This window comes from Hymenobacter convexus, assembly GCF_030580955.1.
Lineage (GTDB): Bacteria > Bacteroidota > Bacteroidia > Cytophagales > Hymenobacteraceae > Hymenobacter.
In genome coordinates this window covers 126,930-141,066 of sequence record NZ_JAUQON010000008.1, presented here as the reverse complement: position 1 = coordinate 141,066, position 14,137 = coordinate 126,930, and the positions used below count along the sequence as shown (strand labels likewise).

General features: G+C 62.6%; 12 protein-coding genes. 10 read left to right on the top strand and 2 right to left on the bottom strand.

The genetic code is table 11. The annotated features are described in order from the left end of the window. Positions 1-42: 42 nt before the first annotated feature. From Q4S41_RS17370 to Q4S41_RS17340, 7 genes are all read left to right on the top strand, one after another. The gene (locus tag Q4S41_RS17370; RefSeq protein WP_305032406.1) at positions 43-501 is read left to right on the top strand and encodes a hypothetical protein; all 459 of its coding nucleotides are present in this window, start codon (positions 43-45) and stop codon (positions 499-501) included. Between the two features lie 8 nt (positions 502-509). Beyond that, positions 510-1,208, top strand: coding sequence for an SCO family protein (locus Q4S41_RS17365; protein ID WP_305032405.1), 699 nt, complete (start codon positions 510-512; stop codon positions 1,206-1,208). 144 nt (positions 1,209-1,352) lie between these two features. Further along, positions 1,353-1,748 carry a c-type cytochrome gene (locus Q4S41_RS17360; RefSeq protein ID WP_305032404.1) on the top strand — a complete coding sequence of 132 codons (396 nt, stop codon included), beginning with the start codon at positions 1,353-1,355 and terminating at the stop codon, positions 1,746-1,748. A 221-nt stretch (positions 1,749-1,969) separates the two neighbouring features. Further along, on the top strand, positions 1,970-2,905 hold the full coding sequence (locus Q4S41_RS17355) for an enhanced serine sensitivity protein SseB C-terminal domain-containing protein (protein ID WP_305032403.1): 936 nt from the start codon (positions 1,970-1,972) through the stop codon (positions 2,903-2,905). Positions 2,906-3,069: 164 nt separating this feature from the next. Next, entirely contained in the window at positions 3,070-4,428 is a 1,359-nt protein-coding gene (locus Q4S41_RS17350; RefSeq protein ID WP_305032402.1) for a M20/M25/M40 family metallo-hydrolase, read from the top strand. 18 nt (positions 4,429-4,446) lie between these two features. Next, positions 4,447-5,058 carry a hypothetical protein gene (locus Q4S41_RS17345; RefSeq protein ID WP_305032401.1) on the top strand — a complete coding sequence of 204 codons (612 nt, stop codon included), beginning with the start codon at positions 4,447-4,449 and terminating at the stop codon, positions 5,056-5,058. A 79-nt stretch (positions 5,059-5,137) separates the two neighbouring features. Beyond that, positions 5,138-5,905 (top strand): slipin family protein, encoded by a 768-nt coding sequence (locus Q4S41_RS17340; protein ID WP_305032400.1) that lies wholly within the window; start codon positions 5,138-5,140, stop codon positions 5,903-5,905. Between the two features lie 122 nt (positions 5,906-6,027). Here the strand turns inward: Q4S41_RS17340 and Q4S41_RS17335 are convergent, their stop codons facing one another. Next, on the bottom strand, positions 6,028-6,885 hold the full coding sequence (locus tag Q4S41_RS17335) for a DUF2911 domain-containing protein (RefSeq protein ID WP_305032399.1): 858 nt from the start codon (positions 6,883-6,885) through the stop codon (positions 6,028-6,030). A 123-nt stretch (positions 6,886-7,008) separates the two neighbouring features. On the opposite strand from Q4S41_RS17335, the gene Q4S41_RS17330 reads away from it, so the two are divergent. The 3 genes from Q4S41_RS17330 (at position 7,009) to Q4S41_RS17320 (ending at position 11,521) form a co-directional block, all read left to right on the top strand. Next, entirely contained in the window at positions 7,009-8,511 is a 1,503-nt protein-coding gene (locus Q4S41_RS17330) for an SDR family oxidoreductase (protein WP_305032398.1), read from the top strand. Between the two features lie 183 nt (positions 8,512-8,694). After that, positions 8,695-10,569, top strand: coding sequence for a prolipoprotein diacylglyceryl transferase family protein (locus tag Q4S41_RS17325; protein ID WP_305032397.1), 1,875 nt, complete (start codon positions 8,695-8,697; stop codon positions 10,567-10,569). 124 nt (positions 10,570-10,693) lie between these two features. After that, positions 10,694-11,521 carry a hypothetical protein gene (locus Q4S41_RS17320; RefSeq protein WP_305032396.1) on the top strand — a complete coding sequence of 276 codons (828 nt, stop codon included), beginning with the start codon at positions 10,694-10,696 and terminating at the stop codon, positions 11,519-11,521. A gap of 15 nt (positions 11,522-11,536) precedes the next feature. On the opposite strand, the gene Q4S41_RS17315 is transcribed toward Q4S41_RS17320, so the two are convergent. After that, entirely contained in the window at positions 11,537-14,110 is a 2,574-nt protein-coding gene (locus tag Q4S41_RS17315; protein ID WP_305032395.1) for a type IA DNA topoisomerase, read from the bottom strand. Positions 14,111-14,137 lie beyond the last annotated feature (27 nt).

Sequence of the window (14,137 nt, the reverse complement as noted above, 5' to 3'; positions counted from 1 at the left end):
GCCGGCCGTGCCTGTGCTCCGCGCCGGCCGTACCTTTGGGGCGTGAAAAATTCCTGCAAAAACTCGCTGCGGGTAGCGCTGGCCGCCTTGATTCCGGTGCTGGCCGCCTGCTCCTCGCCCAACAAGCCCACCACGGAAAACGGCGCGCCCTCGCCCACCAGCGCGGCCGAGATAGCCCTCATGAGCAAGCACGACTCGCTGATGGCCCAAACCGACCAGCTCTACAAGCTCAAAACCAAGCTCTCGGGCTACCACTCGGAGGCCCCGGCGCCCTACATCCAGGGCCTGAAGGCCGCTGATGCGGCCATGATGAACTGGATGCACCAATACAAGGCGTCTGACAGCACGGCCACCCCAGAGGCACGCCTGGCTTATTTCCAGCAGCAACAGCAAATGCTGAACACCGTGCAGCGGCAGTTCCGGTCGTCGCTCGACTCGGCCACCCGCTTCCTCACCCAGCACCCGCCCGCTGGCGAAGTGCAATCCACGCCTGCCAAATAACTACCGCTATGCTTCTCAATCGCCTTTTGCTGCTGGCCGGGCTAGCGGCCATTTTGGCCGCGCCGGCCTGCACCGAAAAACCCAAGGAAGTGGCCCGCCTGCCCATCATGGGCGAGCGCGACGTGGTGCCCCGCGCCGACGGCGGCCCCGCCGATACCGTCTTTGCCACCGTGCCCCGCTTCCGCCTCATCGACCAGGCCGGCCAGACCCTCACCAACCAAAGCTTTGCCGGCCGGGCCTACGTGGCCGATTTTTTCTTCGCCACCTGCCCCGGCATCTGCCCCAAAATGCAGGGCGAGCTGCTGAAGGTGTACCACCAGTTCGAGAAAGACCCGCGCGTGGTGTTCCTCTCGCACACCATCGACCCGGCCCACGATTCCATTCTGGTGCTCAAGGACTACGCCCAGCGCCTGGGCATTGCCGATGCCAGCCGCTGGCACTTCGCCACCACCGGCGCCCACGGCGAGCCCACGGCCCGCGACACGGTGTTTCAGCTGGCCCGCGCCTATTTCACCGCCGCCCAGCCCGACAAAGAGGCGCCCGGCGGCTTCGCCCACAACGGCACCTTCGCGTTGGTGGACGACCAGGGCCACATCCGCGGCCTCTACGACAGCCTGAACCCCACCGAAGTGGCGCGGCTGCAAAAAGAGCTGCCCGTGCTGCTGGCCGAAATTGACAGCCGCAAGGCCGGCACGGCCGGGAAGTAAGGGGAAATCGGCTGTCATCGTGAGCGCAGCGAAGGACCTTGTAAAGACAGAACAGTTTGCAGTAATTAAATCGTTTATCGTGATAAGGTCCTTCGCTGCGCTCAGGATGACAGCCGATTTTCATCACCTCGTGCCCATTCATCAATGTCTCTCGCACGCCTCTTCGCCAGCTTTCTACTGCTCCCTGCCCTCACCGGCTGCTTCAGCAACAACCGGCACCAGGGCGAGAAGCTCTACGCGCAGCGCTGTGCCAGCTGCCACGGCGAGCAGGGCCAGGGCTTGGGCCGCCTCATTCCGCCCATTGCCGGCTCCGACTACCTTGCCGACCATCGCGACGAGCTGCCCTGCCTGCTGCGCAACGGCCAGAACGAGGTGATTGTGGTGAACGGCGTGGGCTACCACAACGTGATGCCTGGCAACAAAAGCCTCAGCCCCGCCCAGGTAACCAACCTGCTGAACTACATCGAAAGCCATTGGGGCAACGAGGCCGCGCCGCGCACCATCAGCGACGTGCAGGCCCAGTTGGATAAGTGCCATTGAGGTTAGAGGCACGTCGGGCCGCAGAACGTCATGCTGAGCTTATCGAAGCATCTCTACTGCGCAACGCAATTGATTACGACTTCGGTAGAGATGCTTCGGCTGCGCTCAGCATGACGGCCTATTTTCTTCTAGTCCGGCACCTACCAACCCGCATTTCTCCAGCCAAAAACTCGTTTTTCGCCGTAGATTGCACTCCCAATTCACTTGCTTGCTTATCCTTTATGGGCCTGTTAGACTTTCTGAAAAATAAACCCGCCGAGACTCCGGCAACCCCTCCCACCCCGAACGCCGCCCCCAACGCGGCCCCGGCCGACAAAGCTGCCGGCGGCCCCCGCTACCAGGGTTCCAAGTTCGTGGCGCCGGCTGAGCCCGTGGCCCCGGCCCCGCCGGTCTATCAGATTCCGGAGCCCCTCCCCATGCCTTTCGAGCCCGAAAACGTGCTGGAGCAGCTTCTGCTGCTGGCCGCTACGGACGAAAACGCCAGGCCCGCCTTCTACCAGGCGCTGCTGCAGGAGGAGATTCTGATGATTCTGGCGCCCATGGAAGGCATCGAGCCCGGCGAAGTGGTGCTCAGCGAAGGCCAGGAAATCCAGCTGCAGGTGCTGAACGACGGTAAATTGCCCATTTTCAGCTCGGTGCCACGCCTCACCGACGGCGGCATCGATAACGGCCCCGTGCCCTACGTGCGCATCCCCGGCCACGCCTTCTTCCAGATGATTCAGGGCCAGGACTGCGTGCTAAACCCCTTCTCGCCCGCTGGCAAGCTGCTGCCCAAAGACGAGTTGGCCGCCCTGCTCAACGGGCAGCTCACCGGCCCGCTTTCGCCCGGCGGCGGCGATGCCCAGGTGCTGCTCAGCCAGCCCGCCGAACAGCCCCAGGCCGTGGCCGATGCCATTGCCGCCTGGGCCGCCACCCAGCCGCACATCGAAGCCGCCTACCTGGCCCAGATGCAGCTCGCCGACAACCCCGACGTGCCGCGCCTGCTGCTGGCCTTCATCAGCACCAACCCCGACCCCAGCTTCATGCAGGAGCTCGGCCCCGTGCTCGAAGGCAAAACCAACGTGTACCAGTTCGTGGATTTGATGCTGCTGGACATGAATTCAGAGGAAGGCGTGAACCCGTATTTCCGCACCATCGAGCCGTTTTATAAGGCTTAGTTAAGCGCAAGCTCAGCAGATGATAAGAACGTCATGCTGAGCGAAGCCGAAGCATCTCTACCGTGCAAGTAATCTATTTACTTCTGCGGTAGAGATGCTTCGGCTTCGCTCAGCATGACGTTCTTTTTGCTTCTACTTTTCGATTCGCCCCCTACCTTCCCGCCATGAAACTCGCCGCCGTCCTCCTGGCCCTCGCGCCCTTCGCCGCCTTTGCCCAAAAGCCCGCCCCGCTCCTGCCGCCCGCCGACCCCGCCATTCAAAAGCTAGTGGACGAGATTTCGGCCAAAAACCTCGAAGCCGACATCCGCAAGCTGGTTTCCTTCGGCACGCGTCACACCCTGAGCGACACGCAGAGCCCCACCCGCGGCATCGGCGCGGCCCGCAACTACGTGCGCGACGAGTTCCTGAAATACAGCAAAGCCGGCGGCGGAAGGATGACCGTGGAGATGGACACCTTCACCGTGAAGCCCGACGGCCGGCGCATCAACCGGCCCGTGCTGATGGCCAACGTGCTGGCCACCCTGCCCGGCACCGACCCGGCGGACACCCGCGTCATTCTGGTGAGCGGCCACATCGACTCGCGGGTAACCGACGTGATGAACGCCACCGCCGACGCGCCCGGCGCCAACGACGACGGCTCCGGTACCGTGCTGGTGATGGAACTGGCCCGGGTGCTGGCCGGCCAGAAATTTCCCTGCACGCTCAAATTTGTAGCCGTACAGGGCGAGGAGCAGGGCCTCTACGGCTCGGGCCACCTGGCCGAGCGCGCCAAAAAGGAAGGCTGGAATTTGGTTGCGATGCTCAACAACGACATCGTGGGCAACTCCCACGGCTTCGACCCCGAAATCAGCGACGCCACGCAGGTGCGGGTGTTCAGCGAAGGCGTGCCGGCCAACGAAACGCCCGACCAGGCCAAAATCCGCCGCCAGCTCAGTTCCGAAAACGACGCGCCCAGCCGCCAGCTGGCCCGCTTCATCAACCGCACGGCCCAGCTCTACGGCCACGGCCACAAAGCCACGTTGGAGTACCGCCCCGACCGGTTTCTGCGCGGCGGCGACCACACGCCCTTCAACCAGCAGGGCTTCGCGGCCGTCCGTTTCACCGAGATGAACGAGGATTTCACCCACCAGCACCAGGACCTGCGCACCGAAAAGGGACGCCCCTACGGCGACGTGACCGAAGGCGTGGACTTCGCCTACCTGCGCCGCAACGCCGGCATCAACCTCGCCACGATGGTGGCCCTGGCCAAAGCCCCCGCCGCCCCCGCCAAAGTCGAAGTCCTCACCGCCAACCTCACCAACCGCACCGAGCTGCGCTGGCAGGCCCCCGCCGCCGGCCCCAAGCCCAGCGGCTACGTGGTGCTGGTGCGCGAAACCAGCACGCCGCAATGGCAGCAGCGCTTCCCGGTTTCGGATACCAAAGCCGATTTGCCCATCAGCAAGGACAACTTCATTTTCGGCGTGGCTTCGATTGATGCGGCCGGACACGAGAGCGTAGCGGTGCTACCGGTGGTGGGGCGGTAATAATTGCGCCATAATGAAATGGGATATTCATTTATAATTCCGGCAACATTTCTTCTTTCAATTTCCTTATCGCAAGGCCAGACGATTCAACGAAAAAGCGCAGAAACCACCGAGCAATTCGCAACCAGGCTGAAACCGCGCGTTCGCCAACTGGCGCACCCAGTGCTGGAAACCACAGCTTGGGGCGGCCAAAAGGCCATTATTGCGCTATATGGTTACGACGATACCAAGGATGACAATATTGGCTACAACCGAATAGAAGGGCATATTTATCTTCAGGAATCGCCGGGTCAATACCGGAATATTGCGTTTGGTCCAATTGAAGAGGATGGTGGATACCCGGAAATTCTTTCGGTATTCTTTGCCAATTCGGATACTGATGCCGCTAAAGAATTAATTATTCTTTGCAAATACCCACAAAACCATTACGACTACGAAGGTGCCTTTTATGAAACCTTCATTTTTGATAATCCCGGTCAAAAAAATCAGCTCACATATTTAAAAAAGACCAGCGAAAAATTCACTGGCTGCGAATGTGATTGGAGGGACGGAAAAACGGAAATTGCCAAATACAAAACTGCCGCAGCTGTGAAATCGCGGTTAAAAGGGCTGGGGTTTAAGCAGCAATAATTATTTATAATTGATTCGCTGTAATTCCTAGCCTCTCACCGCGATACATCACCCAAAACCTCACCAACCCCAACCCACCATGTTGCTGTACATCCTTTTAATTGTTGTTGCAATCCTGCTTTCCGGCATTCGCATTGCGCAGGAATACGAGCGGGCCATTGTGTTTCGGCTGGGCCGGTTTGTGGGCACGCGCGGGCCGGGGCTGTTCTGGATAATTCCGTTTTTCGAGCGCCAGCAAACCATCGACATCCGCACCAAAACGGTGGATTTGGAGCAGCAGGAAACCATCACCAAGGACAGCGTGACCATCAAGGTAAACGCCGTGCTGTGGTTTCGGGTGACGAACCCGGCCGATGCCATCATCAAAGTAGCCAATTTCAACCAGGCGGTTTACCAGCTGTCGGTCACGGCGTTGCGCAACATCATTGGCCAACATCAGTTGGATGAAGTGTTGCGCGAGCGCCAGCAAATCAACTCGGCACTGTTGCAGATTGTGGATACCGCCACCGAAAACTGGGGCGTGAGCGTGGAACTGGTCGAAATCAAGGACGTAGAAATTCCCGAATCCATGCAGCGGGCCATGGCACGCGAGGCGGAGGCCATCCGGGAGAAACGCGCCCGCATCATCAAGGCCGAGGCGGAATTGGAAGCCTCCATCAAGCTCACGCAGGGCGCCAAGCAGATGGAGGAAAGCCCCATTGCGCTGGAGCTGCGCCGCATGCAGATGCTGTCGGAAATCGGTATTGACAACAACACGACGACGGTGGTGCTCATCCCGTCGGAGTTCACCAACGCGGCCAAGAGCTTCTCGAAAATGGTAGAGCAGCACGACAAGCCGAGCGAGTAGGCTGGCAGGTCACCATTCCTGTCATCCTGAGCAAAGCGAAGGACCTTATCACGATACAACATGTCGTTCTATCGTGATAAGGTCCTTCGCTTTGCTCAGGATGACAGAAGTTACAAAAAGCCCTATTTCCGCCCTCCTGCGGCGGCCAGCACTTCCTGGTTCAGGCGGGTGTATTCGGCTTTTGAAACTTCGTTTTTATCGGCCTGCACCAGCTCCAGCGACTTGTTGGCGGCTTCGATGGCTTCTTTGTTTTTGCCCTGCTTTTGTAGCAGCTTGGCTTTCCAATAGTAGCCGTAGTAGCTGGGGCTGGCTTTGATGGCCTCGTCGACCCAGCCAATAGCGGGCGTGAGGTCTTTGCCAGTGTTGTAGTAATACTGCGCGGCCGTGATGTAAGGCTTCTTTTCGCCCTTCATGGCTTGCTCAATCTGGCCCATCACAATGCGGTCGGGGTCGGCGGTGATGGGCAGGGCCACTTGGGTGCGGTCCCAGGTCACGACGAGGTCGGCGGTGGCAGGGCGCAGGTTTTCCACGGTTAGCGACATGGTTTCGACGGGCGCGGCCAGCTTGGTGGGCTTGGCTTTTACGCGCAGCACGTCGAGGGCCTGCTTGTACTCGTAGCTGCCCCACTGGGCCGTGTCGCGGTTCAGAATGAACGTCCACTCCTTGGCATCGGGAATGGTGAGCAGGGCGTAGGCGCCGGCCGGCACCGTCTGGCCGTTGATTTTCACTTCCTCGCCGAAACGCACCTTGGTGATGGTGTTGGCCCCCGTGCGCCATACCGTGCCGTTGGGCACGAGGCTGCCGAACGCCGTGCGCCCCCGCAGCGACGGCCGCGAATACGTGAGGTCGATGTAGGACGTGGAAAAGCGCTGCTGGATGTGCGTGGTGGGGCTCAGCGGGGGCATGCTGAGCTTGGTTTGGGCCTGGGCGCCGGCGGCCAGCAGCAGGCTGGTGGCGAGAAGTGGTATAGCGTGTTTCATGAAAGTAAAGATGGGAGTTGGCAGCATAGGGTTGCGGCCCGCCCAGGCCGGGCTGCGAACAACTCGGCGCTAGGACCGTTCAACTTATGCAGGCCCAGCTTTTCCAATACGGCCACTACCCGCATGAAAATCCTCCTCACTGGCGCCACCGGCTACATTGGCCAGCGCCTGCTCCCGCTGCTGGCCGCCGACCACGAGGTGGTGTGCCTGGTGCGCGACGCCCGCCGCTTCGCCCTAACCGACATCCTGCCCGAGGCGCTGCAAAGCCGCGTGAGCGTGGCCCAGGGCGACCTGCTCAAGCCCGATTCGCTGGCCGACGTGCCCACTGACATCGACGTGGCTTATTACCTGGTGCATTCGATGAGCGGCGGTAGCGCCAACTTCTTTCAGCTGGAGCAGCAGTCGGCCCACAACTTCACGCAGTTTCTGGACACCACCACGGCGCGGCAGGTCATCTACCTTTCCGGCATTGCCAACGACGAAGGCCTGAGCAAGCACCTGCGCTCCCGCCACGCCGTGGAGGCCGTGCTGAGCGAAGCGAAAAAGGCCCGACTCACGGTGTTGCGCGCCAGCATCATCATCGGCTCGGGGTCGGCGTCGTTTGAAATCATTCGGGATTTAGTGGAGAAGCTGCCCGTAATGGTGACGCCGCGCTGGCTGAACTCGCGCTGCCAACCCATTGGCATTCGCGATATTATGTTCTACCTCACGGCGGTACTGGATAACGAGGCGTGCTTTGGCCGGGCCTTCGACGTGGGCGGGCCAGACGTGCTGACCTACCGCCAGATGCTGCTGGGCCTGGCCGCCGAGCGCGGCTACAAGCGCTGGATAGTGACGGTGCCCGTGCTTACGCCGCGGCTGTCGTCGTGGTGGCTGTACCTGGTCACGAGCACCACGTTTTCATTGGCGCAAAGCCTGGTCGAAAGCCTGAAAAACGACACCGTGTGCGACCCCGCCCGCAGCATCAGCCAGGTCATTCCGCACGCGTGCATGAGCTACCGCGCCGCGCTGGCGCTGGCTTTCCAGCGCATCGAGCAAAACGAGGTGGTGAGCAGCTGGAGCGACGCCATCAGCAGCGGCACCATGCGCCAGAACTACATGGACGCCATCCAGATTCCGAAAAACGGCATGTTCTTCGACCGCCAGTTTCGGCACTTTACCCGGCCGGTGGCCGAGGTGCTGGACAACATCTGGCGCATCGGCGGCGACCGGGGCTGGTACAAAACCGACTGGCTCTGGCGCATCCGGGGCATCATGGACAAGGCCGTGGGCGGGCCGGGCCTGCGCCGGGGCCGCCGCTCGCCCTCGCGTCTGCGTGCCGGCGACCCGCTCGATTTCTGGCGCGTGCTGGTGGCCGACAAGCCCGGCCGCCGCCTGCTGCTCTACGCCGAAATGAAACTCCCCGGCGAGGCCTGGCTGCAGTTCCGCATCGTGGACCAGCCCGACGGCACCCACGCCTTGGAGCAGCTGGCCGCCTACCGCCCACGCGGGCTGGCCGGGCGTTTGTACTGGTACTCGGTGCTGCCCTTCCACGGCATCATCTTCAAGGGAATGGTGAAGAATATTGTGGAGTACCGGGAAAGCCCGGCGCTGCCCACCAGCCAGCCCGAGCTGACAAAGCAGTAGTATCTGCACGTATCTCAAAGTCCAAATATTATTCATCTATTTATTGAATAACAATCATTTATACAGGAGTACATCTGCTGTAAAAGTCTGATATTCGCAGAAGTTGGGTTTCATTCTTTTCAGTTAAGAGGGTAGGTTTAGCAGCCGCTATTCGCGGTGCCACCTCACACCTCCTGACCGACTATGCTGATTCCTTACGCGCCGGGCCACGACTCGTACACCCCATTCTACCTGTTGGCCACACTCACCAACGTGCTGCTGCTGCTGTGGGAAGGCTGGCGGCGCGGCTTCCCGCTCCGGTCCTGGCTCACGCTGGTGGCAGCCAGCAGTTTGGCTCTCATCCTGGGCACCAAGCTCATCACCCACCCGGTAGGCGAATGGAACAGCCTGCTGTTCACCAACGCCCCAACTGATACCGCCCGCTCCATTCTGGGCGGCGGGCTGGCGGCGGCGCTCACGGTGGTGGCCCTGCGGCGCTGGCTGGGCCTGAGCTGGGCCGTGCTGGATGCGCTGGCCCTGCCCCTGTGCGCCGCGCTGGCGGTACAATGCGTGGGCTGCTTGCTGACGGGGTGCTGCTTCGGGGAGCCTACTAGCGCCGCCTGGGGCCTTACGTATGCGGCCGGCACCCTGCCCTGGGCGACGCAGGTGCAAGCCGGGTTGCTGCCCGCTACGGCCGCCCACAGCCTGCCGGTGGTGCCCACGCAGGTGCTGGCCCTGGCGCTGTGCGCGGCCGTGGGTGGCGTGTTGCTGGCCACGCGCCGACGGCGCTGGCCGGTAGGCTCGTGGCTGCTGCTGCAAACGGGCTTGCTGCTGCTGGGGCGCTTTGGGCTGGCTTTCGGGCGCGATGCGGCCGGTGAGCCGGTGGCCGGCGATGGGCATTGGGTGCTGGGCGGGCGGTGGCTGGAGCTGCAGCTGTGGCTACTGCCGCTGGGGGTGCTGGCGCTGGGGCTGTGGGCGTGGCGCGTGCGCGGCGGCGCTTTGACCACGTCGGCCGATGCCGTTGCCTCCCCTTCCGCCCCGTGGCCCCGGCTCATCACGGTGGTTGGCATGCTGGCCATTACGGCGCTGCTGGGGCCGGCGGCCCTCACGCTGCCGGAGGTGCTGGTGGTGAAGGCCCTGCTGCTGGTCGTGCTGGTGGCGGAAGTGGGCGCTGCCCTGGCACCCGGGGCCAACGCCCGCACTTTGCGCCTGGCCGGACTGCCGCTCAGCCTGCTGCTGATGGGCCTTATTGCCATCAGCACCGCGCAGGCTCCGGCCCCTGAGCAAACCCCACCTCCCGGCGCGGGCCCCACCAAAACCCTGACGGTGACCGGGGGCGTGCTGGCGAACCAGCACGATGCGGACCAAAAAATTCTGGTGAATAACTCCGGTTGCAGCGGCAGCCAGCGACTGGCGCTGCAGCAGCAAGTGTCGGCGGTGGGGGGCGAAATGGCGGTTGAAACCGCCAGCGAAAACAACGACTTCGACCAGCCCACCGGCAAAACCAATACCTGGGGCGGGGGCCTGTGGGTGGGCCAGCAGCGCATCAACGCTCAGCCCTTGCCCGAACCCAACGGCTATAATTCCATTACCGACCGAGATACGACTTTCCACCGCACCCTGGTCGATGTCCACATCTACAAGCAGATTCATCGTGAAAACGGCTGGAAGAGCATCGACGCCCGGTTTGGCCTGCACATGGGCCAACTCGGGTACTTCAGCTACTTTGGCGACGGCGAATCGAAGGAGAGCGCCTTTTTGATGCCGGAATTCATGCTTCGCATGGGCAAGCCGGAGGCATTTTTTGGGCAGGCCGACTTTTGCTACGGGGCCGAAAACGTGCTAGGCGGCTATACCTCGCGCCTGGGGCTGGGTTCCGGCCTGGGCATCCGCAACGGGCCGCAACTGCTGCTGGGCTACGCGCACTCGCCGCACAACCCCAGCCCGGGCATGGGGTTTGCCAGCGCCCTGCTACGCCTGCCCAACCGGCCCGGACTCACCCTGGAACCCTACTTGGCCACCAATTTCGGCCGGCACAACAGCTTCAGCCTGAAGCTGAACTACCGGCTTGGGCGCTAGAGCTTAAGCCCTGGGTTTCCGCGTTCAACAGAGCCATCCACATGTCCTAACCTGCGCTGACATGTTAACCTACTTCTCGCCGCTTCGCAAGGTTGCTACTGGTTTCCTTGCCCGTGTGGACGCAATGGCAGGGGCGCTTTTGCCCGCCCTGTTCCTGAGCCCGGCTCCGGCAATGGGCCAGGCGCGCGCGCTCAGCTTTTCGGCTGAAACCGCACAGGGCCAATACCAGGACGATGTGGTGCGCCAATCCAGCAGCAACAGCATCCTTTGTACCTTTTGCGGCAGTGGCTATTCGGTCCGGCGCATGGGCTACTACCATGACTACACGCTGGCCGGGGTGGCCATGGCTTACGATTTGCGTCCGAAATCTGCTACCGGCATTCAGTCTGTTGGGATAGGCCTGCGAGGTGGCCGCCAGCGCACCGGCTTCCGCCCGCTCGCGCCCGGGGCACCCTTCGAAGCAGCAGAACCACCCTTCGCCAGCAGCCTAGCCCTGTATGACCTCAACCCTTATCTGGAAGGGCGCGCCCGCCTGTGGGGCCTCGACCTGGGCTATCGGGCGGGGCTGCACCTGGGCCAACTGCGCTACACGGCCACCGTGGCCGCCGATTCGTCGCTACGTAACGATTGGCTGGCCCCGGATGCTGAGTTATGGGTGGGCGTCCGGCGGGTGTTGTTTGCACAGGTCGACGCAGGCACGGGCATGCTAGCTTTGGGCAACCATACTTCCCGCTTTGCTTTGGGCACTGGTTTAGGGGCCGACGACGGGCGCCACCTGCTGGCTGGGCTGGCGGTAGCCCGGCACGAGTCTGGCTATGGCATGGGCTTTCTCAGCGCGCGTATTCCCTTGCTTCGGTCCCGGCTCCTGGCCGAGCCGTATGTCGCCACGAATTTCTCCCGGCATCACCAACTGCACTTTTGCCTGAGCTACCAACTGCCGTTGAATGAATAGCTTAAGCACCCTGCTTTACCCAAACACCGGCACCACGCGCCCCTCTTCCACCTTCAGCGCGGCGTCGTATTTCTTGCCGGTTTTGGAGGAGATGAAGCCTTTAATGACGCTGGTTTCGCCCTTGCGCAGTAGTTGCTTGAGCTGCGTTTCGGTGAGCTGCTTGCCGCCCCACTCGAAGGCGACGCGAAACTGGCAGTCTTCGCGGAAGCGCGAGCAGCCGTAGGCCGTCTTGCCTTTGAGCATGGTGCCGAGCTTGCACACCGGGCACGGTATCAGGCCCGAATCGGGCGCCGCGCCGGGCTTGCTCTCGGCTACTTGCAATAGGATGGGCTGGAAGCTGTTGTCGAGGCCGATGGCGGCGTCGAACTTCTGGCCGTCGGCGCCGATGAAGCCTTTCATCACGGGGGTGCGGCCTTTGGCGAGCAGGGCTTTCACCTGCGGGTCGCTCAGTTTTTTGCCGTGCACTTCGGCCGGCAGGCGGAAGGTGCAGCCCTCGCGGAAGCGCACGCAGCCGAAGGCCGTTTTGCCGCGCACCACATGGCCGGTTTTGCAGGCGGGGCAGTAGCCCAGGCCGTTGGCCCCGGGCAGTGGGGCCGAGCCGTGGGGCGTGGTAGGCCGGCCGCCGGTCATGCCGGCGGGTACTTTGCCAGCGCCGGCCTGCGCCTGCTGCACGGCCAGCTCGGCGCTGCCGGAGGTCACCATGCGGCCGCGGCCGTCGTTCTTCACCTCGGCCACCATCTCCTTCACCAGCCCCGAAAGCTCGCCCAGAAAGCCCTCCGACGACAGCTCGCCGCGCTCAATCTGGCGCAGCTTGTGCTCCCATTGGCCCGTCAGCTCAGCCGATTTCAGGGTCGGATTTCGGATGAGGCCAATCAACTCCACGCCGGTGGGCGTGGGCACGATGCGCTTTTTCTCGCGCTTAATGTAGTTGCGCTTGAACAGGGTTTCGATGATGGCGGCGCGGGTGCTGGGGCGGCCGATGCCGTTTTCCTTCATGGCCTGGCGCAGCTCCTCGTCGTCGATGTTGCGGCCGGCCGTTTCCATGCCGCGCAGCAGCGTGGCCTCGGTGTAGTCCTTGGGCGGCTGGGTCATCTTGCTTTCCAGGCGCGGGTCGTGGGGGCCGCTTTCGCCTTTCACGAAGTTGGGCAGCACCGTCGAAACGGCGTCGTCATCGGCTTCGGCAGCGGCACCAGCCGCACCTGGCGCAGGCGCGGGCTTGGGGGCGGCCTGCTGGGTGGGGTCGCCGTAGACCACGCGCCAGCCGGGGTTCAGAATCTGGCGGCCGCGCACACGGAAGGGGCGCTCGGCGGCTTCGGCCAGTACGGTGGTGTTGCTCACCTCGCAATCGGGGTAGAAGGCAGCGATGAAGCGGCGCGCGATGATGTCGTACACGCTGGTTTCCATGCCGCCGCCGGGGCCGGCCGCGCCCGTCGGAATGATGGCGTGGTGGTCGGTGACTTTGTTGTTGTTGAAAACCTTGGGCGTCTTCGGAATCTTGGTGGCCAGCAGCGGCTTGGTCAGCGCATCGTAGCCGATGCCGCGCAGGATGCCGGGGATTTTGGCGTACTGGTCGTCAGGCAGAAACGTGGTATCGACGCGCGGGTAGCTCACGGCTTTCTTCTCGTACAGCGCCTGCACGATTTTCAGCGTGTCTTCAGCCGAGAGGCCCAGCTGGTTGTTGCACTGCACCTGCAGCGAAGTCAAATCGAACAAGCGCGGCGGCGATTCGCGGCCTTTCTTAATCTCCACATCCGTGACGCGCAGCGGCGCGGGGCGCACGGCTTCCAGGGCTTCGCGGGCTTCTTCCTCGGTCACGAAATAGCCCAGGGCGCGCAGGCGCGACTTTGTATCGGGGGCAGCGTCGGCGTCTTTGGCTTTGTCGGGCGCGGCCATGTGGCTGAAAAGGGTGCCCCGGTATTCCGTCTTCAGCACCCAGTACGGCTCGGGGCGGAAGTTCTGGATTTCGTGCCAGCGCTCCACCAGCAGGGCCAGCGTGGGGGTTTGCACGCGCCCGATGCTCAGCAGTTGCTTGTCCTGGTAGGTGGTGTATTTGAGGGTGAAGAGGCGCGTGGCGTTCAGGCCCAGCAGCCAGTCGCCCACGGCGCGGCTTTTGCCAGCTTGATATAAGGAGTCGAACTCCCTGGCCTCGCGCAGGTTGGCGAAGCCCTGGCGGATGGCCTCTTCCGTCAGCGACGAAATCCAGAGACGCTTCACGGGCTTGCGGCACTTAGCCTCCTGCAGCACCCAGCGCTGAATCACCTCCCCTTCCTGGCCGGCGTCGCCGCAGTTTATCACTTCCGTGGCCTCATCCACCAGCTTTTTGATGGTGTGGAACTGCTTCACCACGCCTTCGTCGCGGCGCATGAGCTTGATGCCGAACTTGTCCGGAATCATGGGCAGGTTGTGCAGGCTCCAGCGCTTCCACTCGGGCTGGTAGTCGTCGGGCTCCTTGAGCTGGCAGAAGTGGCCGAACGTCCAGGTCACCTGGTAGCCGTTGCCTTCCATGTAGCCGTCCATGCGGCGGGTGGCGCCCAGCACGTTGGCAATTTCACGGGCCACGCTGGGCTTTTCGGCAATGCAAACTATCACGGAATTCGGAGCTGATTAATCGAAGGT

What these genes read in the sequence shown, in the direction of transcription:
- Q4S41_RS17355 (WP_305032403.1), top strand. Translation starts at nt 1,970, where the DNA reads ATGGGCCTGTTAGACTTTCTGAAAAATAAACCCGCCGAGACTCCGGCA.
- Q4S41_RS17350 (WP_305032402.1), top strand. Translation starts at nt 3,070, where the DNA reads ATGAAACTCGCCGCCGTCCTCCTGGCCCTCGCGCCCTTCGCCGCCTTT.
- Q4S41_RS17365 (WP_305032405.1), top strand. Translation starts at nt 510, where the DNA reads ATGCTTCTCAATCGCCTTTTGCTGCTGGCCGGGCTAGCGGCCATTTTG.
- Q4S41_RS17330 (WP_305032398.1), top strand. Translation starts at nt 7,009, where the DNA reads ATGAAAATCCTCCTCACTGGCGCCACCGGCTACATTGGCCAGCGCCTG.
- Q4S41_RS17320 (WP_305032396.1), top strand. Translation starts at nt 10,694, where the DNA reads ATGGCAGGGGCGCTTTTGCCCGCCCTGTTCCTGAGCCCGGCTCCGGCA.
- Q4S41_RS17345 (WP_305032401.1), top strand. Translation starts at nt 4,447, where the DNA reads ATGGGATATTCATTTATAATTCCGGCAACATTTCTTCTTTCAATTTCC.
- Q4S41_RS17325 (WP_305032397.1), top strand. Translation starts at nt 8,695, where the DNA reads ATGCTGATTCCTTACGCGCCGGGCCACGACTCGTACACCCCATTCTAC.
- Q4S41_RS17340 (WP_305032400.1), top strand. Translation starts at nt 5,138, where the DNA reads ATGTTGCTGTACATCCTTTTAATTGTTGTTGCAATCCTGCTTTCCGGC.
- Q4S41_RS17360 (WP_305032404.1), top strand. Translation starts at nt 1,353, where the DNA reads ATGTCTCTCGCACGCCTCTTCGCCAGCTTTCTACTGCTCCCTGCCCTC.
- Q4S41_RS17335 (WP_305032399.1), bottom strand. Translation starts at nt 6,885, where the DNA reads ATGAAACACGCTATACCACTTCTCGCCACCAGCCTGCTGCTGGCCGCC.